General features: G+C 47.3%; 11 protein-coding genes. 10 read left to right on the forward strand and 1 reads right to left on the reverse strand.

Features of this window, described 5'->3' with window-relative positions; translation table 11 throughout:
• Window positions 1–214 precede the first annotated feature (214 nt).
• The 7 genes from QUB16_RS27150 to cruF all read left to right on the forward strand — a co-directional run bounded on the left by QUB16_RS27150 (window position 215) and on the right by cruF (window position 17,103).
• Entirely contained in the window at window positions 215–832 is a 618-nt protein-coding gene (locus QUB16_RS27150; protein WP_333320973.1) for a Uma2 family endonuclease, read from the forward strand.
• 106 nt (window positions 833–938) lie between these two features.
• The gene (locus QUB16_RS27155) at window positions 939–3,875 is read left to right on the forward strand and encodes a two-partner secretion domain-containing protein (RefSeq protein ID WP_333320975.1); all 2,937 of its coding nucleotides are present in this window, start codon (window positions 939–941) and stop codon (window positions 3,873–3,875) included.
• A gap of 580 nt (window positions 3,876–4,455) precedes the next feature.
• On the forward strand, window positions 4,456–7,350 hold the full coding sequence (locus QUB16_RS27160; RefSeq protein WP_333320991.1) for an S-layer family protein: 2,895 nt from the start codon (window positions 4,456–4,458) through the stop codon (window positions 7,348–7,350).
• Window positions 7,351–7,415: 65 nt separating this feature from the next.
• Window positions 7,416–10,307, forward strand: a complete 2,892-nt coding sequence (locus tag QUB16_RS27165; RefSeq protein ID WP_333320977.1) for a two-partner secretion domain-containing protein — start codon at window positions 7,416–7,418, stop codon at window positions 10,305–10,307.
• A 65-nt stretch (window positions 10,308–10,372) separates the two neighbouring features.
• On the forward strand, window positions 10,373–13,291 hold the full coding sequence (locus tag QUB16_RS27170) for a two-partner secretion domain-containing protein (protein ID WP_333320979.1): 2,919 nt from the start codon (window positions 10,373–10,375) through the stop codon (window positions 13,289–13,291).
• A gap of 119 nt (window positions 13,292–13,410) precedes the next feature.
• Window positions 13,411–16,026, forward strand: a complete 2,616-nt coding sequence (locus QUB16_RS27175; RefSeq protein WP_333320981.1) for a CHAT domain-containing protein — start codon at window positions 13,411–13,413, stop codon at window positions 16,024–16,026.
• Between the two features lie 135 nt (window positions 16,027–16,161).
• Complete coding sequence (gene cruF, locus QUB16_RS27180) at window positions 16,162–17,103, forward strand: gamma-carotene 1'-hydroxylase CruF (RefSeq protein WP_333320983.1); 942 nt, start codon at window positions 16,162–16,164, stop codon at window positions 17,101–17,103.
• A 217-nt stretch (window positions 17,104–17,320) separates the two neighbouring features.
• On the opposite strand, the gene QUB16_RS27185 is transcribed toward cruF, so the two are convergent.
• Window positions 17,321–18,976: an FAD-dependent oxidoreductase gene (locus QUB16_RS27185; RefSeq protein WP_333283642.1), complete on the reverse strand. Its 1,656-nt coding sequence runs from the start codon at window positions 18,974–18,976 to the stop codon at window positions 17,321–17,323.
• Between the two features lie 341 nt (window positions 18,977–19,317).
• On the opposite strand from QUB16_RS27185, the gene QUB16_RS27190 reads away from it, so the two are divergent.
• The 3 genes from QUB16_RS27190 to QUB16_RS27200 all read left to right on the forward strand — a co-directional run bounded on the left by QUB16_RS27190 (window position 19,318) and on the right by QUB16_RS27200 (window position 25,082).
• The gene (locus QUB16_RS27190; protein ID WP_333320985.1) at window positions 19,318–22,608 is read left to right on the forward strand and encodes a SpoIIE family protein phosphatase; all 3,291 of its coding nucleotides are present in this window, start codon (window positions 19,318–19,320) and stop codon (window positions 22,606–22,608) included.
• A 278-nt stretch (window positions 22,609–22,886) separates the two neighbouring features.
• Window positions 22,887–24,086, forward strand: a complete 1,200-nt coding sequence (gene cruG, locus QUB16_RS27195; RefSeq protein WP_333320987.1) for a 2'-O-glycosyltransferase CruG — start codon at window positions 22,887–22,889, stop codon at window positions 24,084–24,086.
• 114 nt (window positions 24,087–24,200) lie between these two features.
• The gene (locus QUB16_RS27200; RefSeq protein WP_333320989.1) at window positions 24,201–25,082 is read left to right on the forward strand and encodes a flagellar assembly protein H; all 882 of its coding nucleotides are present in this window, start codon (window positions 24,201–24,203) and stop codon (window positions 25,080–25,082) included.
• Window positions 25,083–25,129 lie beyond the last annotated feature (47 nt).

Genomic DNA, 25,129 nt, shown 5'->3' on the forward strand with positions numbered 1-25,129 from the left:
CGGGCTTTCTTCTTGCACCGCTCGGAACGAGCCGGACTTCCCAAAAGCCCCCGCTTTTAAGCGTGGGGTTCCTTACTGTTCACTGCGTCAACAGTCAACCGTCAACAGTCAACATCATTCCGGTGTTACCGGAAATGATATAAAATCTCAACTCTCAAATCTCAAATCTCAAGTCTCAATTGTATAACTTAGTTAACACAAGAGGGCTGGTTTTATGGTTCAGACAAAAACTAAACTAACATTTGCAGAGTTTCTCGAAAAGTATCCAGACGGATCGGGCATCTACGAACTGGTAAATGGAGAGATTGTCAAAGTGGAAGCAACCAGAGCTCATAAAAATGTGGCACGATTTCTTGTTAAGTCTTTCGACAGAGAAAGCGAGCGTTTGGGACTTGACTATATCGTTGACAAAGATATAGTTTTCAGAACAATAACAGCTTCAGGACAAGAACAAGGCAGAAATCCTGATGTTGGCGTGGTTAAGGCATCAGTATGGAACAGTAATGTACGTGGCTACGGAGCCCTTACCGAACCTATCCAATTAGCAGTAGAAGTTGCCTCAACTAACTGGGAAGACGACTATGTGGATAAGCTAGATGAGTATCAAAGGCTCGGCATTTGTGAGTATTGGATTGTGGACTATTTAGCGATCGCTTCTAGGGCTTATCTAGGAAATCCCAAAAATCCCACCGTTTTCGTTTACTTTTTGGAAAATGGCAGTTATTTAGTTCAAAGTTTTACAGGTAATGAGCGCATTATGTCTAAAACTTTTCCCGAACTAGAAATCACAGTCGAGCAACTTGTACTCAGCAGCCAAATTCAAAACATTTAGAGAAACTAGCTGAGCTTACACCGATAAACTTTATCCTGGAAAGAGTGTTTTTATGTCTCCCTTGCATTACTCGTTACTATTTGCACCCTTCTCAAGAACAGGCAAGATGCCTGTTCCACAAAGAGTAGATTTTATTTTGGGGAATATGGGTTGGGCATCTAGCCGGGCCGTAAGTTACTCCCTACTGTTTGCCTTCCTGTTGCTATTTCCCACTTCCGCGATCGCCCAAATCATTCCCGATAATACCCTGGGCCCGGAAAGTTCCCGCACGGTTCCCGATACTATCAATAACATACCCTCAGATAGAATCACTGGCGGAGCAACACGCGGCGTTAATTTATTTCACAGCTTGCGGGAATTCAACATTGGTGAAGGGCGGGGAGCTTATTTTGAAAATCCTAGCGGAGTTTCTAATATTTTTACCCGCGTTACGGGCCCCAACTCCTCAAATATTTTAGGGACTCTAGGAGTTTTGGGAAACGGCAATTTATTCTTAATTAATCCGAAAGGAATTGTATTCGGGCCGAACGCTCGGTTAGATGTGCGCGGCTCTTTTCTGGCTGGAACTGCTGACAGCATTGTATTTAATAACGGCTTTGAATTTAGCAGCGCCAATCCCCAAGCAGCGCCGCTATTGACGGTTAATATTCCGGTGGGTTTGAGATTTCGAGAGAATCCCGGCGCAATTGTCAACACTTCCAGTGTCACCCAAGTTATTCAAGACACAACAATTCCCGTCGGGTTGGCAGTTCCTCCCGGTCAAACCTTAGCACTGGTAGGAGGAGATTTAATCTTTAATAATGGTTTTGCCAGCGCTTTTAGTGGCAATATTCAATTAGGAAGTGTGGCAAGTCCGGGTTTTGTAAGCTTCAACATCACGCCCATAGGATTAGGTTTAGATTATACAAATGTTGCCAATTTGGGCAACATTGAATTATCAGGTTTATCGGCGGTGACGGCGAGCGGGCCCGGTGGGGGCGCGATCGCACTCCGGGGAGGAAATGTGACTTTGCGCGATCGATCGAGCCTAGTATCCGATACCTTGGGAAACATAGACGGCCGCGGCATCAAGATCGAAGCAGCACGATTTAGCCTATTAGATCGAGCCTTTGTCGGCTCCACCACTACCGGAAGCGGAGCCGGAGGCCCGATCCAAATCCGAACCGCCGAGAATATAGAACTCAAGGGAATAGGATTTGAGAACTTTCGGCGACGGCTTCTCGATCGTGCAGCAGCACAACAGCCGGGAGATATCGCCGAGCGCGAAAGCAGCATCATTACCGGAACCCTCGGTGCCGGCAGATCCGGGGAGATCGCGATCGACACCAAACGATTAACTATTCGAGACGGATCGGTAATACTCAACCCTACACTCGGTACGGGAGACGGCTCTGGCGTGACAATTAGAGCCTCTGAATCGGTAGAAATCAACGCCTCCGGGCTGTTGACCACAACTTTTAACAGCGGAAATGCAGGCAGTATCGCTATCGAAACCGGTCAACTGAGTGTCACCGACGGAGCCATCGTCTCGCCCTCGACTTTTAGTGCCGGGAACAGCGGAAATCTGAGCGTGAGAGCTTCTGACTCGGTAATAGTAGCGAGAGAGCGATCGGATAGCCCTGTGAGTACGGCTCTAGTCGCTAACAGTATTGGCGGCACGGGAAGGGCAGGAAACGTTGAAATTAACACCCGCTCCCTGCGCGTCGAAGCAGGGGCTAGCATCACTTCTTCGAGCGGGGCGAGAACTGCAGAGCAGGTGATTCCTGCGGGGGGGCCCGGCGGAAACATCACCATCAACGCCTCAGACTCGGTGGAAGTGCTCGGCACCGCACCGGGCGCTCGCCCTTCCCGAAGTCTAATCGCTGCGGGAACGGCTGGGGGTGGCAAAGGCGGTGATGTGACGGTGAACGCCAGACGGTTGATTGTCCGAGACGGAGGAGCTATCGGAGCCTCAACTCTGGGTACGGGACAAGGGGGAAATGTGACTGTGGTGGCTTCGGAATCGATGGAAATAGCCGGAACTACCAGAGACGGCATCTTTCCCAGCACCATCGGCACAGCTTCGGGAGATTTGCTGTACCAGACTTTGTTGGGGCTGCAACCTCCATCTGGTGCCGCGGGAAGCTTGAGCATTGCAACGGGCCGGTTGAGTGTCCGAGACGGCGCAGCGGTTAGCGTCCAGAGTTATGGAACGGGGGCGGCTGGCAGCATCAATGTTGTCACAGATTCGATCACCCTCAACAACAAAGGCAGCATTGACGGCACGACTGTATCGGGTATCGGGGCTAATATTAACTTGCGATCGCGAGACATCCAATTGCGCCGCAACAGCCGAATTACCACCGATGCGGGTGCTGCCGACGGCGGCAACATCACCCTCAACAGCGATATCCTAGTGGGGCAAAACAATAGCGACATCACCGCTAACGCTCGCAGCGCTGCAGGTGGCCGCGTTAATGTCAATGTCCCGAATATCTTGGGCTTTGCAGCAGCGGGCCGCGAACAGGTGAGAGATCGGTTGGGGCTGAGCGACGCTCAATTTGCAGCTTTGCAAGTAACTCCTACATCTGAGCTTCCCACCAGCGACATCGCCGCCATTTCCCAAAGTAGCGGCCCGGCTTTGCAAGGTACTGTTACATTTAGTGCTTCTGGGGTGAATCCCGCTCAAGGTTTAGTGGAACTGCCGCAAAATGTTGTCGATCCGACTGCTTTAATTGCGGCAAATCCCTGCACGCAAGGGGTCGAGAGCGCATTTACTGTCACTGGGAAAGGAGGAGTGCCACCGAGTCCTAATGATGCCCTCAGCAGCGCTCCATCGGCGTTTCCGTGGGTGGAAGAGGCAGGAAGTTCGACAACGGGCAATGTACGAGATGTAACCGATCGAGCGAAGACGGAATTGGGCCCAATGCGCGATCGGGAAGTTGTTCCGGCTCGCGGTTGGGTGGTAAATGCTCGAGGAGAAGTTATGCTTGTGGCTGTGGAAACTGCAGGCCAATTTCCCGATCGCACGAGGCATTCTGTATCGGTTTGTCCGCCCCGATGACCCCTTGATGACAACTCACGTCTTGCACCATTCTCAAGAACAGGCAAGATGCCTGTTCCACAAAGAGTAGATTTTTTTCTTGTGGAACGGGCATCTTGCCCGTTCATAAAACAATACGCTTGGGCTAGAGGCTTAAGTTGTCACCACTGCGGATGACCAGAAAATAGCCAATGGTTTAAAATTTCTCGCTTTTGTCAGCTAACAAAAGAAAAGGTTAATTATGGTTTTCCCATATCTCTACTTCTGGCAATTACCCAAATTTAACGGAATAAAAGACCGAGACAAAGACTATATTTCAGTTTTGAATTATCTGAAATACAGTAGGGATACGGCACTGCCAAGGCGTGACAAGTTAACCTCAAACCGACCGTCTATTTTGTTTGTATCGAAGTCGATATCCCCCCTAGCCCCCCTTAATAAGGGGGGGACAAGAGATATTTTCAAAGTCCCCCTTCTTAAGGGGGATTTAGGGGGATCTCGACTCGGCTGCAAGCGAGATTTATTATGGGATTCAATTTTAAGTTGTCGCGCCTTGGCACTGCCGTCTCCCTACTCTGAAAAACGCTATATTTCAGGATGGATTTACCTTTTAATTTTGAGTTGTTATTTGTGCCTTTTTCCCGGAAGTGCGATCGCCCAAATCACCCCAGACGGCACTTTGGGCCCGGAAAGTTCGCGCACAGTTCCCGATACAATCAACAACTTACCCTCAGATAGAATCACTGGCGGCGCAACTCGCGGCGTTAACCTCTTTCACAGCTTGCGCGAATTTAACATCCGTGAAGGGCGGGGAGCTTATTTTGAAAATCCCCGCGGAATTACCAACATCTTCACCCGCGTTACGGGGGGAAACTCTTCCAATATTTTAGGAACTCTGGGAGTTTTAGGCAACGGCAACTTATTTTTAATAAACCCGAAAGGAATTATATTCGGGCCGAATGCGCGGTTAGATTTGCGCGGTTCGTTTATCGGTTCAACGGCTGAGAGCATTGTGTTTAATAACGGCTTTGAATTCAGCAGCACCAACCCGCAAACATCCCCGCTGTTAACAGTTAATATTCCCGTTGGTTTAAGATTTAGAGACAATCCCGGTGCAATTGTCAATCAATCGACGGCTATAGGAAAGGTAAACCTGCCAGTCTCTGCTGTGCCAATCCCAATTAGCGATCGAGTGGGTTTAGCAGTAGAAGCAGGTCAAACTTTAGCACTGATTGGCGGCGACATCCAAATCCCAGGCGGCAATTTAACCGCCAGCGGCGGACAAATTTTACTCGGTAGCGTCGCCAGTCCCGGTTTAGTTAATTTTGCACTGACTCCTCCTGTTACTCAGCAGGGGAATTTAACTGTTAATTATGACAATATTCAGAACTTCGGCAATATTCAAATATCTGATGGAACACTTATTAACACCAGCGGAAGTGGGGGCGGCCGAGTAGAGTTAAAAGGTGGAAATGTCGCCATCAGCGGTGCACGAATTTATGCGCTGACACTGGGGAATATTGACGGTAGAGGTATCGATATCAGCGCCCAAAATTTGCGAGTGCAAAACGGAACGCAATTTTCTACCCTGACTCTCGGAGATGGTGCAGGAGGTAATATCAACTTGCGCGCTGCTGATTCAGTAGAAATGAGCGGGCTGGGAGTTGATGGCTATCAACAAGTTGTAATTAAGTATCTGGTATCGGGAACCGCAGACCCGTTTGACCCGCTATTTACCCTGTTTAATGCTAGTGCGGGTACTGGTGCGGGGGGGAGTATCGCGATCGACACCGGCCGCCTGCTCCTCAACAATGGGGTAGTAGGTAGCGGGATAACTTTTGGTGCTGGAAGGGGAGGAAACTTAATCATTCGCGCCAATACTTTTGAGATGGTGGGTTCTGGAATCAACAACGGGACAGCGAAAGAAAGTACCGGCGCGGGAGGAAGTATTACTGTTGATGTCAATCGATTAATTATGCGCGACGGTTCTCTTCTCGGTACCACAAGTTACAGCAGCGGCCCGTCGGGGAATATCAACATTAAAGCTGCTGAATCGGTAGAATTGTCTAACACCGGCCCGCGAACAGTTGTGTCAACTGGAATCAGCACGCTGAGTATCGGTTCTACCGGAAGGGCGGGGAATATTAACGTTGATACGAAGCGCTTGACTCTTTCTGGAGGTTCGGCATTTACATTAGGAACGGGTGTTTTAGTGGGCAGGTTTTTGTTTTCTCAGGAGGGCGGGCCTGCTGGAAACTTAACAGTTAGGGCGACTGAATCAGTAGAAATTTCAGGTATTTCTCCACTTTTGACCAGCGGAATTCAGAGTGCTAGTGCACTGAGTTCTGGAACTTTGAGTTCTAGTCGCGGCGGGGATATTCGGATTGATACGCCAAGCCTAACCGTGCGGGATGGAGGGATAGTTTCTACGAGTTCTTTGGGCTCTGGAGATGTGGGGAATATTACTGTTAATGCCGATCGCATTTCAGTCAGCGGCAGCGGAAATAACGGTTTGTTTGTCAGTACAATTGATGCTTCAGTGGGCAAGACATTCGGTACTAATCCCAATGCTACGGCAAATGCGGGTTCGTTGAATCTGAATGCCGATCGACTAATTGTCCGAGATGGAGCTACAGTGACGGTGCAGGCTACGGGAACCGGACGCGCTGGTAATATCAATATTGTCGCAAATTCGATCGCTCTTGATAACAAAGCGATGATTGACGGTACGACTGTATCCGGTACTGGAGCAAATATTAACCTGCAAGCGCGAGACATCCAATTGCGCCGCAACAGCCAAATTACCACCGATGCAGGCACTTCAGACGGCGGCAATATCAACATCAACAGTGATATTATTGTCGCCCTCCCGCAAGAAAACAGCGACATCACAGCCAACGCCCGCACCGCAGGCGGCGGCCGCGTGAATATCAATGTCCCCAATGTCTTCGGTTTTACAGCAGCGAGTCGCGAACAAGTAAGAAGCAGGTTGGGACTCAGTGACGGCGAATTTGCAGCGTTGCAAGTAAGTCCGACTTCTCTAATTCCTAGCAGCGACATCGCCGCGATTTCCCAAAGTGGCGGCGCGGCTTTGCAAGGGGCGGTAACATTTAGTGCTGTTGGAGTGAATCCCGTTCAAGGTTTAGTGGAACTGCCGCAAAATGTGGTGAATCCGGCTGCGTTAATTGCTGCACATCCCTGCATCCACGGGGCCGAGAACGAGTTTACTGTGACTGGGCGGGGGGGATTGCCACCGAGTCCTAATGAAGTTCTCAGCAGCGCTCCATCGCAGTTTCCGTGGGTGGAACCAGCGGTAGGTGGAAGTCAGCAAGTAGAAGGCGAAAGAACATCCCTAGAAACTCGGCCAACAGAAATTATTCCCGCTCAAGGTTGGGTAATAGACGATCGAGGACAAGTAAGGCTGGTAGCCTATAATTCTGGTGGTGGTACCTCTATTCTCCGTCCGAAACCAACGGGTGTTTGCGTACCTCAATAGGTACTCTTCACGTTTTAGCTAATCCCTCGCTATTTTTATAATACTAAATTAACCAGACTTCAAAGATGCTCCGCCAATCTTCCCCCCTATTTTTTGCATTATTACTGCTGTGTCCTTTCCCCGGCGTCGCCCAAATCATCCCCGATAATACCCTGGGGCCGGAAAGTTCGCGCACTGTTCCCGATACTATCAACAACTTACCCTCAGATAGAATCACTGGCGGTGCAACTCGCGGAGTAAATTTATTTCACAGTTTACGAGAATTTAATGTGGGTGAAGGCAGAGGAGCATATTTTGCCAATCCTAACGGGATTGCGAATATTTTTACCCGCGTTACTGGTGGCAACCCTTCTAATATTTTAGGAACTCTGGGAGTTTTAGGAAATAGTAACCTGTTTTTAATTAACCCAAAAGGGATTGTCTTTGGCCCCAATGCTCGGTTAGATTTGCGCGGCTCATTTATTGGTGCAACTGGTAGCGGCGTTCTCTTTGATAATGGCTTTGAATTTAGTGCAGCTAATTCTAATGCAGTGCCATTGTTAGCAATTAATATTCCTGTGGGTTTGAGATTTAGAGAAAATCCCGGCACAATTGTTAACTCTTCGCAAGCAATCGGCCCCACACCAACCTTACCGCCCTTGCCCGTAGAAATTCCTGTTTCTAACAAACTTGGTTTAGCAGTAGCTCCCGGTCAAACTTTAGCATTAATTGGCGGTGACATTCTACTACAAGGCGGAAATTTAACAGCTTATACCGGACAAATATTACTTGGCAGCGTCAAAAGTCCTGGTTTAGTACAATTTGAACCGACAGCTTTAGGTCTGAATTTAAACTACGGAAATATTCAGAACTTCGGCAATATTGAAATGAACGGTGCATTTATAAATACCAGCGGATTAGGAGGGGGAAAAATTGACATCAGAGGTGGAAACATCGCCGTCAGTAGTTCGGGAATTTATGGACTGACACTGGGAAATATTGATGGTAGAGGCATTGACATCAATGCTCAAAACTTGCGAGTAGAGAGAGGGTCACAAATTTTCACCCCGACAGTGGGAGAGGGGAAGGGGAGCAATATCAACATCCACGCTACTGAGTCAGTAGAAATGATCGGCCTGGGAACTGAAGGCTATCAGCGGTTTTACAGCCAATTTCTGGCATCAGGAACGCTCAATCCTTTTGACCCGCAAATTCTTCTAATCACTGGTACTGTTGGCAATGGAGCCGCCGGAGACATTAACATTGACACCGGACGGCTGCGGCTGCGCGATGGGGTAGTGGGCGGTACCGGCACCCTGGGTGCAGGAAATGGCGGAAATCTGAATATCCGTGCTAACACCGTCGATCTCGTCAGTTCTGCGATCAATAACGGCACAACGACGGAAAGTACCGGCTCTGGCGGAAGCATAACTGTTGACGCACAACGGTTAATCCTGCGCGATGGCTCCAATCTCGTCAGTATTAGCCGCAATAATGGAGCATCGGGGAATATCGCGATAAAAGCGAATGAATCTGTAGAATTGTCGGGGAGCCTCCCTGGAAATGGGGCACAAACTGTACTGGGCACGAACTCTTTCGATGGGAATGGGAAAGCCGGGGATATTACGATCGACACTAAGCGGCTGAGTGTTTCTAATGGAGCTGCAATTACTTTATCGACTGGTGCGATTATTGGTGAAAACGTATTTTCTACCAGTGGGGGGGCTGGAGGAAATTTAACTGTCAGAGCTTCAGAGTCTATAGAAGTGAGCGGCGTGTCTGGAGTTTTGGGGAGTGCGAGCTTCGCACCAAGTGCTCTGGCTACTCAAAGTACAAGCTCTGGTATGGGTGGAGATATCCGCCTCTCTACGCCCATGCTCACTCTAAGAAATGGGGGTATTATTACTGCGGCTTCTTTGGGTGCAGCAGATGCAGGAGATATTACAGTTAATGCCGATCGCACAGAAGTCCAAGGCAGTGGGAATAGCGGTGGGTTCAGCAGTAGAATTGAGGCTTCGGCTGGCAGGGCGCTGAATTTTGTCAATCCCAATGCTACGGCCAATGCGGGTTCGTTGAATCTGAATGCCGATCGACTAATTGTCCGAGATGGAGCTACAGTGACAGTGCAGGCTACGGGAACCGGACGCGCTGGTAATATCAATATTGTCGCAAATTCGATCGCTCTTGATAACAAAGCGATGATTGACGGTACGACTGTATCCGGTACTGGAGCAAATATTAACCTGCAAGCGCGAGACATCCAATTGCGCCGCAACAGCCAAATTACCACCGATGCAGGCACTTCAGACGGCGGCAATATCAACATCAACAGTGATATTCTTGTCGCCCTCCCGCAAGAAAACAGCGACATCACAGCCAACGCCCGCACCGCAGGCGGCGGCCGCGTGAATATCAATGTCCCCAATGTGTTTGGTTTTACAGCAGTCGGCCGCGAACAAGTCAGAAGCAGGTTGGGGCTCAGTGACGGCGAATTTGCAGCGTTGCAAGTAAGTCCGACTTCTCTAATTCCTAGCAGCGACATCGCCGCGATTTCCCAAAGTGGCGGCGCGGCTTTGCAAGGGGCGGTAACATTTAGTTCTGTGGGAGTGAATCCCGTTCAAGGTTTAGTAGAACTGCCGCAAAATGTGGTGAATCCGGCTGCGTTAATTGTGGCAAATCCCTGCATCCGAGGGGCCGAGAGCGCATTTACCGTCACTGGGAAAGGAGGAGTGCCTGCAAGTCCTAATGATGTTCTCAGCAGCAATTATAGCCAGTTTAATTGGGTGGAACCAGCGGTAGGTGGAACTCAGCAAGTAGAAGGCGAAAGAACATCCCTAGAAATTCGGCAAAAAGAAATTATTCCCGCTCAAGGTTGGGTAATAGATGAGCAAGGACAAGTAAGGCTGGTAGCGTATAATTTAAGTAATGGTGCATCTATTCGCAGTCCGAAACCGACGGGTGTGTGCGTACCTCAATAGGTAATGTTCAGTTTTTAGCTAACCCTTCGCTATTTTCCTAATATTAAATTAACCAGACTTAAAAGATGCCCCGCCAATCTTGCGCCCTATTTTTTGCATTCTTACTGCTGTGTCCTTTCCGGGCCGTAGCCCAAATCATCCCCGATAATACCCTGGGTGCGGAAAGTTCACGGACTGTTCCCGATACTATCAACAACTTACCCTCAGATAGAATCACTGGCGGTGCAACTCGCGGGGCCAATTTATTTCATAGTTTCCAACAATTTAACGTGGGTGAAAACAGAGGAGCATATTTTGCCAATCCTAACGGGATTGCGAATATTTTTACCCGCGTTACGGGTGGAAACCCTTCTAATATTTTAGGTGTGTTGGGAGTCCAAGGAAATGCCAACTTATTCTTACTCAATCCCAAAGGAATTGTCTTCGGCCCCAATGCGCGGTTAGATTTGCGTGGTTCATTTTTAGCAAGTTCAGCAGATAGCGTAGTTTTCGATAATGGCGATCAATTCAGCAGCAGCAATCCCCAATCAATCCCGCTGTTAAATGTCAACATACCTATCGGTTTAAACTTCCGAGAAAATCCGGGAAAAATCATTAATAATTCAGCAGCACCCGCCTTGAGTTTACCAGAGTTACCTCCCGGCTTCCCGCCGATTTTTAATAACATTGGCTTAGCAGTGCAGCCCGGAAAAACTCTCGCCCTAGTGGGAGGAGATATTGAATTAAATCAGGGAACACTCACTGCATCTACCGGACAAATTTTGCTGGGTAGCGTCGCTAGTCCGGGGATGGTTGGATTGGGGGCAACGCCATTTGGAGTAAGTTTAAACTATGACAAGATTTCCAACTTTGGTAATATTGAAATAACCAACGGCTCACGGATAAATACCAGTGGAATCGGTGGTGGCAAAGTCGATATTCGAGGTGGAAATGTCAGCCTCAACAATGGCAGAATATATGCACTGACTTTGGGAAATATCGATGGTAGGGGCATCGATATTAACGCTCAACAGTTTCGGGCCCAAGGTGGGGCGCAAATGTCTACGCTGACAGCAGGAAGTGGTGCCGGAGGCGCTATCAACATCCGCGCTACCGACTCAGTAGAAACGCTCGGAATTGGATTAGATAACTATAGAGTGTTTGGTGGTAACTATACGGTATCTGGCTCTTTCGACCCTTTTGACCCCCAACTTGTCCTAATCACTGGCACTAATAGCATGGGAGCCGCCGGAAACCTCACGATTGATACGGGAAAACTGTTGATAGACAATGGAAGCGCATTGACTACCACCACGTTAGGTGCTGGCAACGCCGGAAATATTACCATCCGTGCCGGGGTTTTAGATATGGTCGCTTCTGCAATCCACAGTGGCCCACTTTTGGGGAGTACGGGTACGGGAGGAAATATCACCTTTGAGGGAGAACGTTTAACCGTGAGCGATGGTGCTGCTCTGATCAGCATCACCCGCGGTGAAGGAGGAGCGGGGAATATCAACATTAAAGCGAATGAATCAGTAGAAGTGCTGCGGACTCCCACTGGAAGTCCCGTAGCAAGTTTAATTGGGTCAACTGCGAGCGGTGTGAATGGGCAAGCCGGGGACATTAATATCGACACGAAGCGGTTGATTATCTCTGAAGGAGGCGGAATTAGTTTATCTAGCGGAGCAGTTGTGGGCAACCAACCCTTGAATACAACTGGGGGGCGAGGAGGTAATTTGACAGTTAGGGCCACTGAGTCAGTAACTGTCGAGGGTTTTTCTGGAGTTTTGGCCAACGGGAGTCGGAATCCCAGTTTCATCTGCGCTGATGCCAATACTGCTAATCGGGGAGGGAGTATCAACATTTCTACACCTGTACTGACTCTCCGGGATGGAGGAGTTATTAGCACTGCATCTTTAGGCCAAGGAGATGCAGGAAGTATCACAATTGATGCGGGTCGTGTAGAAGTTATTGGTAATGGGGGTGAAGGTGAATTTAACAGTCAAATTCAGACTTCGGTTGGGATTGCGTCTGACATTATAGATCCTAATGCTACGGCTAACGGAGGTTCGTTGAATCTGAATGTCGGGCAATTGATTCTTCGCAATGAAGGAACACTCAATCTGCAAGCTTTGGGATCGGGACGGGCTGGTAACATTAACGTCAAAGCAGATTCAATTTCCCTTGACAACCAAAGCAGCATTGACGGTAGGACGGCATCCGGCCCCGGAGCAAATATTAACCTTGAAGCACGGGATGTCCAGTTACGCCGAGGCAGCAGAATTACAACTGATGCAAGTATTTCTGAGGGTGGCAATATCAACATTAAAAGCGATATTCTGGTGGCTTTACCCAACGAAAATAGCGATATTACTGCTAATGCGCGATCGGCTCAAGGTGGTCGGGTTAATATTAATGTCCCCAATGTTTTTGGGTTTACATCAGTCACTCGCGAACAGGTTCGAGGTAATTTGGGATTAACCGATGCTCAATTTGCAGCGTTGCAAGTAAGTCCGACTTCTCTAGTTCCTACCAGCGATATTGCGGCTATTTCCCAAAGTAGCGGCCCGGCTTTGCAAGGTAGTGTTACATTTAGTTCTTCTGGCGTCAATCCTGCTCAAGGTTTAGTGGAACTGCCGCAAAATGTTGTCGATCCGACTGCGTTAATTGCTGCAAATCCCTGCACGCAAGAGGCAGGGAGCGCATTTACCGCTACTGGGAAAGGAGGAGTGCCATCGAGTCCTAATGATGCCCTCAGCACCGCTCCAGCGCCGTTTCCTTGGGTAGAAGAGGCAGGAAGTTCGGCAACGAGCAATGTAGAGGGTTTAACCGATGTAACCGATCGACCGAAGAAGGCAGAAGCGGAAATCCCCGATCGGGAAGTTGTTCCGGCGCAAGGTTGGGTGGTGAATGCGAAAGGAGAAGTTATGCTTGTTGGATATAATCCGGGTAATGCTGCTGACTCTCGCAATCCTCGACCGAGTTCTGGTTGTGTGCCGCGTTGAAATTAGCTTTTTTTTACCGCAGATGTAGGCGGATTAACGCGGAGTAAGGCAGATAAAGAATAAGATGTATTTGGGTTAATTAGTAGGTGTGTCTGCGGTTGTAATTTTATTTTCTAACTATGAAGTTTACCCGATCGCTCCGGCAAGTAATTCTGTTATTTGTGATTTCCTGTCTGCTAGCAGTGGCGATTCCCCCCGGAATTGCTCAGGTTAATCCACCACAAGCGGTGCAGCTTGTCCGACAAGCTCGAACTCTGTACCAAGAGGAACGTTTTTCGGAAGCTGTACCTTTGTTGCAGCAAGCGGCGGCGCAGTTTGAGGCAAAAGGCGAAAATCTCGATCGCGCCACGGCTTTGAGTAATTTAGCTGCAACCTACGGGCAGTTGGGGCTTTGGGAAGAAGCAGAAAAAGCTGTAAATTCGAGTTTGTCGGCTGTGCGAACACAAGCCAAAACTCCCGAACAGCAGCGGATTTTGGCTGAAACTCTCAACATTCAAGGACAGTTGCAACTCGAACGGGGGCAGACTCAAGATGCGATCGAGATTTGGACGCAAGCTGCTAAAATTTTCGAGCAAATTGATAGAAAACCTCAACTTTTTCAAGTTCAAATTAATCAAAGTCGGGCTTGGGAAACTCTCGGACTTTATCCCAGGGCTTGCAAAATGCTGTTAGCTTCTTTCAAGTTGGAAAACCAAACTTGCGAAGTTTCGGCAGCGGGTTTGGAAACTTTGAAAAATGGGTCGGTTTCTCTCGAACAAGTCCGGGCAATTCATGCTTTAGGGCGGGTACTGCGGGTTTTGGGACAACTGGAACGATCGCAGGATGTGCTTTCGGCGGGACTCGAAGCAGCCCAAAAATTAGGTAGCCGATCGGAGGAGGCGGCAATTTATCTCAATCTGGGCAATACGGTACGGGCTAAAAGCAATAAACCGGGTTTGACACCAGAACAGCGGGGTGATTGGGAACGCTTTGCCCTAGAGTATTATGGTCGATCGGCCCAGGCGATGCCGGATCGCTCGCCCCTACAAATTCAGGCAAAGTTAAACCAATTGAGTTTGTTGCTCGATCGCCAAGATTGGTCGGAAGCAGAGGCTTTGTGGCGTTCTCTCGAACCTCAAACCGCTCAATTTGGGTCGAACCGCGCCGGACTTTACGCTCAAATTAATCTAGCTCAAAGCTTGATGAAATTAGCTCAGTCGCCTGCGAAAACTTTGAGTTTAAGCGAGATTGACACAATGCTCGATCGCTCTCTCGAACCAGCCAACAGTTTGGGCGACAAACGAATACAAGCTTATATTCTGGCAGCGAAAGGCAAACTATCGGAAATCCAACAGCAGTACCAGACAGCGGAAAATCTCACAACTGAGGCTTTGAGTTTAGCACCGGCGTTTCAATCTCCCGATATTGCTTACCAATTGTTTTGGCAACTGGGACGGATTCGGAAAGCTCAGGGAAATACAGAAGGGGCGATCGCTCAATATACTCAAGCTGTGAATGTACTGTCTTCTCTGCGGGGCGATTTGGTGACAGTCAATCCCGAAGTGCAATTTTCGTTTCGGGAAAGTGCCGAACCGGTTTATCGGGAATTAGTCGGGATGCTTTTGCAAGAGGAATCTCCCAGTCAAGCTAAATTGAAACTAGCGCGCCAAACGGTGGAATCTTTGCAGTTGGCGGAATTGGACAACTTTTTTCGGGATGCTTGCGCTGATGCTAAACCAAAGTCGATCGAGGAAATCGATCCGACAGCGGCGGTGATTTATCCGATTATTTTGAGCGATCGTTTGGAGGTAATTTTGTCAATTCCCGGCAAACCCCTGCGCCGCTACGCTACGAAGAAGTCTCAAGCTGAGTTGGAAACTGCCTTCAGACAAGCCAAAAATACCATCAGGCCTGCTGCTTTCCCCCGCGACAGGAGGCTACCCGTCGAACAGGTTTACGACTGGTTAATCCGCCCCGCAGAGGCGGATTTGACCGCCGCCGGGATTAAAACCCTGGTATTTGTGCTCGACGGTAACATTCGGAATCTGCCGATGGCTGTGCTGCACGACGGTGAAAAGTTTTTGGTAGAAAAATACAGTATTGCTTTGGCGCCGGGATTGCAATTGCTGGCACCGAAACCGCTGAACAAAGTCAAGTTAAAAGTGCTCACCGCTGGCCTCTCCGAAGCGCGTCAAGGCTTCTCGGCTTTGCCGGGGGTGAAGGAGGAAGTTCAGCAAATTGCAGCCGAGATGCCGGCGAGTTCGCTGCTAAATGAAGATTTTGTCAGCGGGCGATTGCAGGATCGAATTAAAGCGGTGTCTTACCCGATCGTCCATTTGGCAACTCACGGTCAGTTTAGCTCGAATGCGGCGGATACTTTTATTGTGACTTGGGATCAGAAAGTGAATGTTAAGGAGTTCGATCGACTGCTGCGAGCCCGCACAGGGGAGAAACAACAGCCGATCGAACTTTTGGTTTTGAGTGCTTGCGAAACTGCTTCGGGCGATAACCGCGCGGCTTTGGGTTTGGCCGGGGCGGCAATTCGATCGGGTGCCCGCAGCACCGCCGCCACCCTTTGGCAAGTCAACGACGAATCTACAGCTATCTTTATGACTGAGTTTTACAAGCAACTGGCTTCTTCTAAAACCAGCAAAGCTGAAGCCCTCCGCAACGCTCAATTAACGCTGTTGCAAAACCCACAGTATCAGAATCCGTATTTCTGGGCACCTTTCGTGCTTGTGGGCAATTGGCAATAAGGCAGGCGATTTGGGATTTGAGATGGTGGATTTTAGATTGGGAAAGACTGATGCTCTATTCGTGTTGGTTTTTTGTTAAAGATTGTAAACTGTTAACGAGTGCTTTCTGCATCTAATATTTTTTCGAGGAGTCCCATGAAGCAACTTTTGATTGCTGAGCGCTTTTGCCTAATTGCCCACGTCTTGTCAATGGCTTTTGGATTGGCAGGGTTGCTGCTGATTTTACCCCGTCCCGAATTGGTGATGAATTTGCCACCAGCAGGGCAAACGCTATTCCAGTGGGGGATGGCTGGGGGTGGAGTAGTTTATATCATCTTTGGTGCAGCAGCAGTTGCTCTGTATGCCTTGCGGACATTGGGTTGGGGTGCAACTCTGGCTTTTTTAGTGCCTTCTGTGTTTTTGTCCTTGAGTAGCGAGTTGTTGGGAACGAGTACGGGTTTTCCCTTCGGGCACTACCATTATTTGAGCGGTTTGGGCTACAAAATTGCAGGGCTGGTTCCGTTTACAATTCCCCTCTCGTGGTTTTATCTGGGACTGGTTTCATACATAATTGCTCGCGCTGGAGTAGCTGGTGGTAAAGGTGAACTCAACTGGGTGCGCCAAATAGGGGCGATCGCCCTTGGTGCTTTGCTGCTAACAGCTTGGGATTTTGTACTAGATCCGGCGATGAGTCAAACTTCTGTGCCTTTTTGGGAGTTTGAGGAACTTGGGGCTTTCTTTGGGATGCCTTACCGCAATTTGGCTGGCTGGATGGGTACGGGGGCGCTATTTATGTCTGTAGCAGCTTTCTTGTGGAGAAAAACACCGATTAAATTAGAGCGATCGGAATTGGGTTTGCCCTTAATTGTTTATTTGGTAAACTTTGCTTTCGGAGCAATTATCACTGTAGTTTCCTTGGATTCTCGGTTCTGGTTCCCGACATCGCTAGCGGTGCTTCTGGGTGTAGTTCCGGCGATCGCGTTAAGCTGGATCGCTAAACCCGCAACAGGTGACGTAACCGAAACAATGCCGTCTTTGGAGACATCTGTTCTCACGGCCCAAATTCCACCTCAGCCCGTGGGCGTTTTGCGTAAGTGAGTTGCTAGTGAGCAACCCCGGCTGATTTAGCAAAAATTTACACTAAATTTTGAGCTAGTTGAAAAACCCGGTTTTTACAAGAAACCGGGTTTTTCAGCTATACAGTATTTCTTCTGTTTTCCAAATCTTTGTAACGGGCAACAAATTGTTAATCAAGTTGCTGCCGATTGTGATAGAAAATTACCTCACGGATAGAGCAAAATTGATGAAATTGCAATTAAGGCCCAAAATAGTAACTTTTATCCTTAACCCACTCGGGTCGAGGCAAGCCAAATTTAGTTTCCAAAACCATTTCAGCCGTGTTCAGTGCCCCTTCAACCCAGCCCTGATTTTCAGAATAGCAATCGCCACAAAGAAAAACATTATATCCAGCTACAGGCTGGCGGATGCGCGGCGCAACTTCCCAACTGCGGACGTGAGGATTCCAAAAATACCAGGCTCCGCCAAACGGGTCTTCCATCCAATCGTGGTAAATTGCTGCGTAGGGGTCAGGGATTTCACAATTGTGCATCTCTTTAAGTTGCCGCTGGATCTCCATCACCATATCGTGAGGTGCTAACAGACTTTGTTTCAGTTGACCTCCGTGACGGCCCATATAGGGCGGATTGTGCAGTCCGAAGCGATCGGGTTGCAAATAACCATCCCAGAATGAGGCAGCGCGGTCATCATTATAGCTAGCCATCATTAGCGACATTCCTTTGTTTTGCCCTTCTGTCTCAGTACCGACGTAATAGCACTGTCGCAGCGGCAAGTCAGTGTCAGAACGACCCTTCTCAATCTTCGGAGAAAGTTCTTGCCACCAAGGTCGATCGTAACTGAGAAAAAGTTTACTAGAGGCCTGAGCGGTGACAGTTGCCAGATCCTTCTTAAACTGTGGGTTGAGGAAGATGAAGCTATCAGGATCGAGTAGTTCGAGCGATCGCTGCGGCATTGCCAAAACCACATAACGCGCATATTGAACGCTGCGAATCGGGTTGTCGGGTGCGCCGACAGTCATGGCAATTAGTTGTTCTCCGTTATATTCCTCCACCTGTAACTTGTACAGCTTTTTGTTAGTTATCACTTCACCGCCCATCTTGATAAATTCAATCGCAAGGGTTTCGGGGATCTGCTGGTAGCCTTTATTTAACTTAAAATATTTATCGTCAGCATAGTTCCGCAAAAACTCTAGAAATGCGCCGTAGGAACTCCAGTTTCCGTATATCGAGAAATAGCCACTGGCAGCAATCACGAGATTGTAAGCTTCTATACTCAACTTACTAGCTAGCAAGTTCCAAAAACCAGTTTCATAGAGTGGCTGGTTGTACAGTGGCTCATCCTTAACCCTAGCGTTACGGAGAAACATGATTAGGTCTGTACCGGACAAACCCTTAGCTTCTGGGACGAGATTGTAAACTGCATTGGTCACTAAATCGATTGGATAGGTGCCTTTCTCTTCATCCGTGAGGAAATACGGTACTTTTTGGGGATTAGGGTAATCATCAAAGCTGAATCGCTGCCGTCGCAGATATTGAATATTGTTAGCAAAGTTGAATGAGCTGACCTCTAGGTTCAGTTCATTTGTACACAAACCATAAACATTTTGCTGAGACTGGAGAAAGCGCATTCCGCCCATTTCAGCCGGAATATTGGGTAATCCAGGCATATTAATTGACCAGAGCCGACCCCCAATGCGATCGCTTAGCTCAAAGAGCCTGACATCTATCTGTTCCCTCCCGCTTAGCTCCAAAAGGCGTTTAAGTACAGGACTTTCATTAGGATTAGCCTTCATCAGACGATAAGCAGTATAAGCACCAGAGACACCGCCGCCGATGATGGCGATGTCCGTTAATGGGAATGGTGGGGACTGAGGGTTTGTGATTTTTATATTCATCTGAAATCCTTGAGATATAGGGTAAAATAATCTCAATCTAGGGTAACACAATATCAGCGGGAGTGCTATTTTCTCTTCCACAATATACTAAAAAGTTTATAAATAAATTATTATTTGACGCAACCAACAGTTTTTTTGTGCTACCTTGGTTAGTCAGATGAAAGGGTTGCCAAAAATTCAATTTTAAAATTCACGACTTACGCGCTTACTAGGATTTTCTGTAGTTTTGAGCGTAACGAAGCGTTTCCCTTACCCTTGCTACATCGTTACAAGGCCTAAGTCCTAAAATTGACATACAGCCTCTAAAATATTGCACAAATTGAAAAATCAACAGCAATAATATGTCCTTAACATCTTTGAAACGTTCAGTCTCTAAACTTTCAGACAAAGTTCCCCTCCGCATCGTTCTCGTCGTACCCTTTGTTCTCCAAATATTTGGGACAGTAGGGTTAGTAGGGTGGCTATCATTTCGGAATGGGCAACAAGCTGTCAATGAGGTTGCTTCACATTTGCAGTCAGAAATTAGTTCTCGCATTCAAGAACATTTAGATCGCTATATGGCAACTCCTCATTTGCTCAACGAGCTCAATTCCAAAGCAATTTATTTAGGTAACTTGAACTTGCAAAAACCGAGTAGCCGCGAACGCTACTTCTGGAATATTATCCAATCATTTGATTCAGCAACTCATACCTATATTGGGACTACAAAAGGAGAACTTTTTGGCTCAAAACGGGTGGCAGATGGCTCAATACAGATCGGTCTGGCTGACGCATCGACGAACAATAGCCTCAATTACTATTCTGCTAATAGTCAGGGCGATCGCATTGGCGAATTCAAAACATCTACTCCTAGTTTTGATGCGCGAGTTCGACCTTGGTACAAAGCTGCTATAGGCGCTGGTAAACCTGTATGGAGTAAAATTTATACTGATTTTGTCAGCAAATCTCTTTTGATTACAGGCGTTCAACCTATCTCCGACAAATCAGGAAAAATGGTGGGAGTTCTCGCTGTCAACATTACCCTCACTGAAGTCAATAAATTTCTCAACAGTTTAAAAATTGGCAAGTCGGGGCAAACTTTTATTATAGAGCCGACAGGAGAACTTGTTAGTACATCTACTCTCGATCCCGTTTTACTTGTCAAAGGAAAGGAGACAGAGCGTGTCAATGCTGCATCAAGCCAAAATCCCTTAATTAAAGCAACAGAAAATCAGTTAAAAAAACACTTTGGCAATCTTACTGAAATTAACAGCGTTCACCAATTAGACTTTAAGCTCGACGGTAAGCGGCAATTCATTCAAGTACAGCCGTTTCAAGACATTCGCGGTTTAGACTGGTTAATTGTAGTAGTAATTCCCGAAGCTGATTTTATGGAGCAAATCAACACCAATACCCACACAACTATACTGCTGTGTATAGCAGCATTAATCGTAGCAACGGGTGTCGGCATTCTGACTGCAAAATCCGTAATTCAGCCACTTTTACGTTTAAATAGAGCAGCCAAAGAAATCGCTCAAGGCAAATTAGAACAGACAGTCCAAATAGAACGATCCGATGAACTAGGAGAGTTAGCTACATCATTTAACAGCATGGCACAGCAACTACAAGAATCCTTTGCTGCTTTAGAATCTAAAAATGCTGATTTGCAACGGCTCGATAATCTCAAAAATGAATTTTTAGCTAATACTTCTCACGAACTTCGCACTCCCCTAAATGGCATGATTGGAATTGCGGAATCGATGATTGATGGCGCTACTGGCGAAACCACAGAAATTCAGCGCAAAAACTTGTTAATGATTGCTTTAAGCGGACACCGATTATCCAATTTAGTGAATGACATTCTCGATTTTTCAAAGCTCCGGCATAAAAATATCGAGCTACAATTAAAGCCAGTAGGGATGCGAGAAATAGCAGAGATAGTTATTATGTTTAGCAACTCTCTAATCGGCGGTAAAAATTTGCAATTAATTAATAAAATTTCTTCCGACTTACCCCCCGCTGAGGCCGATGAAAATCGCCTCGAGCAAATTATGCACAACCTAGTCAGTAATGCAATTAAGTTCACTTCTGAAGGTCAGGTAGAAATATCAGCCGAATTAGTAACAGAACACAATTTAATTTCTGAGTCAGATAATGTGATGCACTCATATTTAGCTGTTACTATTTCCGACACAGGAATAGGAATATCTGAAGATAAATTTGACCGCATTTTTGAATCATTTGAGCAAGGCGACGGTTCCACAGCACGGGAATACGGCGGTACAGGTTTAGGTTTAGCCGTTACCAAAAAGCTAGTCGAATTACACGGCGGCGAAATCAAGGTAGAATCAACAATAGGTGTGGGTTCAAAGTTCACCTTTACGATCCCTGTTTCTGAAGGGGAAGTTGAGCAAAGGCGAGATGTTTTTCCCGTTGCTAGTTTCCAGTTAGCTGCTGATGGACTATTTGACAAAGAGCTTCAATCTTCAACAGTAAACGGTCAAGAAAAAGCATCTCAAATAAAAATTCTGATCGTAGATGACGAACCAGTTAATCTTCAGGTACTTGTCAACTACCTTTCCCTAAGAAATTATACAATAACCCAAGCTAATAACGGGTTAGAAGCCTTAGAAATGATTGAAAACAATTTCATTCCAGACCTAATATTGCTAGATGTGATGATGCCAAAAATGACGGGTTATGAAGTCACAAAAAAAATTCGCGAGCGTTACACTCTGACTGAAATTCCCATCGTGCTATTAACTGCCAAAAATCAAGTCAGAGACTTAGTGGAAGGATTGAGTGTCGGTGCTAACGATTATCTTAGTAAACCAGTTGCTAAAGATGAATTGTTAGCCAGAATCCAAACTCATATTAACCTGTCCCGTCTGCGCGCAGAAAACATCCGCATCAGCGCAGAATTAGATATTACGCGCCGACTACAACAGATGAACTTACCCAAAGAATCAGAACTACAAGCGATTGAAGGTTTAGAAATTGCAGGATTTATGGAACCAGCAGAGCAAGTATGCGGGGATTATTACGATGTACTAAACTGCAACGGAAAAGTTAAAATTGGCATCGGTGATGTAACTGGACACGGATTAGAAAGCGGCGTATTAATGATGATGGTGCAAACCGCAGTGCGGACTTTAATGACAAATAATGAAACCGATACTGTAAAATTCTTAGATACAATCAACCGCACAATCTATGATAGTTTGGAGCGGATGAAGTGTAATAAAAATATGACTCTTTGTTTGCTAGACTATAGCGAACGCACCCTGACTTTGAGCGGTCAACACGAAGAAATGATTGTGGTAAGAAATAATGGCGAAGTAGAGTTAATTGATACGATGGATTTAGGATTTCCGATTGGACTGGACGCCGATATTGCAGATTTCGTATCATCAACTAGCGTCGAGTTGAATTTAGATGATGTTGTTGTACTATACACTGACGGGATTACTGAAGCTTTTGATATCAATAAAGTAGAATACGGTTTAAAGCGGCTTGTAGAAATAGTTAAACAAAACCGCCAGCATTCAACTATTGAAATCAAGGAAACTGTGATTGCGGACGTGAAGCGCCACATCGGGGAGCAAAAGGTGTATGATGACATCACTTTAGTTGTCCTCAAACAAAAGTCTTGAAATTACTATCAAAATCAGTAGGACAGCGCCACCTAAAATCATAGTCCCTGATGACGCTCCGATCGGCTTCCAAATAGTCCACAGTTGCCTGCTATGATATTCAGCACGCAGTCTGTTAAGTTAGTGTGTGTTTTTAGCTAAGCCTAAAGAGTGCCTTTTTTTCTGTATTTTAGGTTTCAGATTCCACTCACTTTTTTTCTGACTGCGCTCAGTCCACATTCAAAAGCTGTCCGCAGTATTGTAAATCTAAAATCTAAAATCCAAAATCTAAAATCGATATGATCGCCCCCAACCTCCCAAATCTCCTGACAAGTATCATCCCTGTCGCACTCCTGCTGCTGCAATTGCCCGCCGCAGCCATTCTTATGTCGCGTTTGATTAAAGGCCCATCGCGCATCCCGCCCCTGGAACCCGATTCGCCGACGCTGGATTTGTTAGGTGCTTGTACTGCGGTAGTACCGACTTTGAACGAAGCCGATCGCATTTCGCCTTGTTTGGAAGGATTAAGCCGCCAAAGTTACGAACTCCGAGAGGCGATCGTGGTTGACAGCTATTCGGTAGACGGAACCGGAGATTTAGTCAAAGCAGCCGCACAAAAAGACCCCCGGTTTCGCTTAATTAACGACGATCCGCTGCCGGCGGGTTGGGTAGGGCGTCCGTGGGCGCTGAATGCGGGTTTTTTGGCAAGTTCCGAGAAGTGCCAGTGGATTTTGGGGATAGATGCGGATACTGTGCCGCATCCGGGTTTGATTGCGAGTTTGCTGAAGACGGCGGCGGCTGGAAATTACGATTTGATTTCGCTGTCGCCGCAGTTTATCCTCAAGTATCCGGGGGAGTTGTGGCTGCAACCGGCTTTGTTAATGACTTTGGTTTATCGGTTCGGGCCGACGGGGACTGGCGGGGATGTGCCGGAACGGGTGATGGCGAACGGTCAGTGTTTTTTGTGCAGGCGCGAGGTTTTGGTGGCTTTGGGGGGCTATGAGGTCGCGAGGGGTTCTTTTTGCGATGATGTGACTTTGGCTCGCTATGCGGCTGCTAAGGGCTTTAAGGTGGGCTTTTTGGATGGGGCTAAGGTGTTGAAGGTGCGGATGTATGAGGGGGCGATCGAGACTTGGAATGAATGGGGTCGATCGCTGGATTTGAAAGATGCTGCTTCGGGCGGTCAAATTTGGGGCGATTTGTGGCTGTTGCTGGCGGTTCAAGGTTTGCCGGTGCCGATTGTGTTGTGCTATTTGCTGTTTGGTTCGCTGCCGCCGGTTGGTGTATTTCCGCACTTTTGGCTGTTGGGATTGAATGTATTTTTGGTTGCAGTGCGATCGGCTTTGTGTTTGGCGATCGCTCCTTCTTACGATCGAACTCAGGCATCGGGTAAATGGCTATTTTGGCTTTCTCCTTTGGCCGATCCGTTGGCGTTTTTGCGAATTCTCATTTCTGCTTTAAATCAGCCTACTCAGTGGCGCGGCCGAAAGTATGAATAATCGTTAAATTTTTCCCGCCCATTAATTATGGTCTGCTGTGCATTTAAATTGTATAATTTCCTCGGATCAGAACTCATTAAATCCTCTTTTTATATCAATTCCGGTGGTATCGGAATGATGTCAAGAGTCAACAGTCAACAGTCAACAGTCAACAGTCAATTAACTTTAATTTATATGACGCGATTTATTCACGATCGCTTTGCCAAAGAATACCTAGAAGAACTGCTTTCACCGATCGGAACAGTCAAGGTCGGTCGCGATGTGACTTCTGAAGTCCGAGAAATCGATGTTTATTTCACTCCAGGTACTGCAATTCCCGAATACTCATCAAGCCTGGGCTTGTTGGGAAAAATGGCTGACACAACTGCAATTTTTGAACCGTTTCGCAATCCGGTAACTGTCAGCGAAGTCTTGAGCTGCATGAGTAAGTTATGGGATTTGCGAGGTGAATTGGAGCGGCAGGCGAGAAGAGAAAATACTCGCTATGATGAGGATCAGTTGCCCCGAATGTGGATTTTGACACCGACAGCATCGAAAGCGCTGGTGGAGGGTTTTGGTGGGATACCAAACCCTGAGAATTGGATCGAGGGAATCTATTTTTTCCCGGAGCACTGGCGAGCAGCAATTGTGGCGATTCACCAGTTGCCAGAAATCCCAGAAACCCTGTGGTTGAGGATTTTGGGGAAAGGGAAAGTACAGCAAAGGGCGATCGGGCAATTAAGTGCTTTAGCAACGGACGATCCGTTGCGGATTATTGCGCTAGAATTATTGTATCGTCTACAGTCACATTTAGTAGTCGAAAATCAACAGGAACCTGAACCAGAAGAGCGGGAGTTAATCATGGCGATCGCACCACTTTTTCAACAACAAATACAAGCCGCACAGCAACAAGCTAGAGAAGAAGGACTAGAACGAGGACTAGAACGAGGACTAGAACGAGGACTAGAACGAGGACTAGAACAAGGACTAGGGCGTCGGTTCAGTATTAGGAGTTGACAAAAAAAGGACTTTATGAAATTAGCCAGTGCATGAGTTCGACTCTA

The organism is Microcoleus sp. D3_18a_C4 (assembly GCF_036702415.1).
Lineage (GTDB): Bacteria > Cyanobacteriota > Cyanobacteriia > Cyanobacteriales > Microcoleaceae > Microcoleus.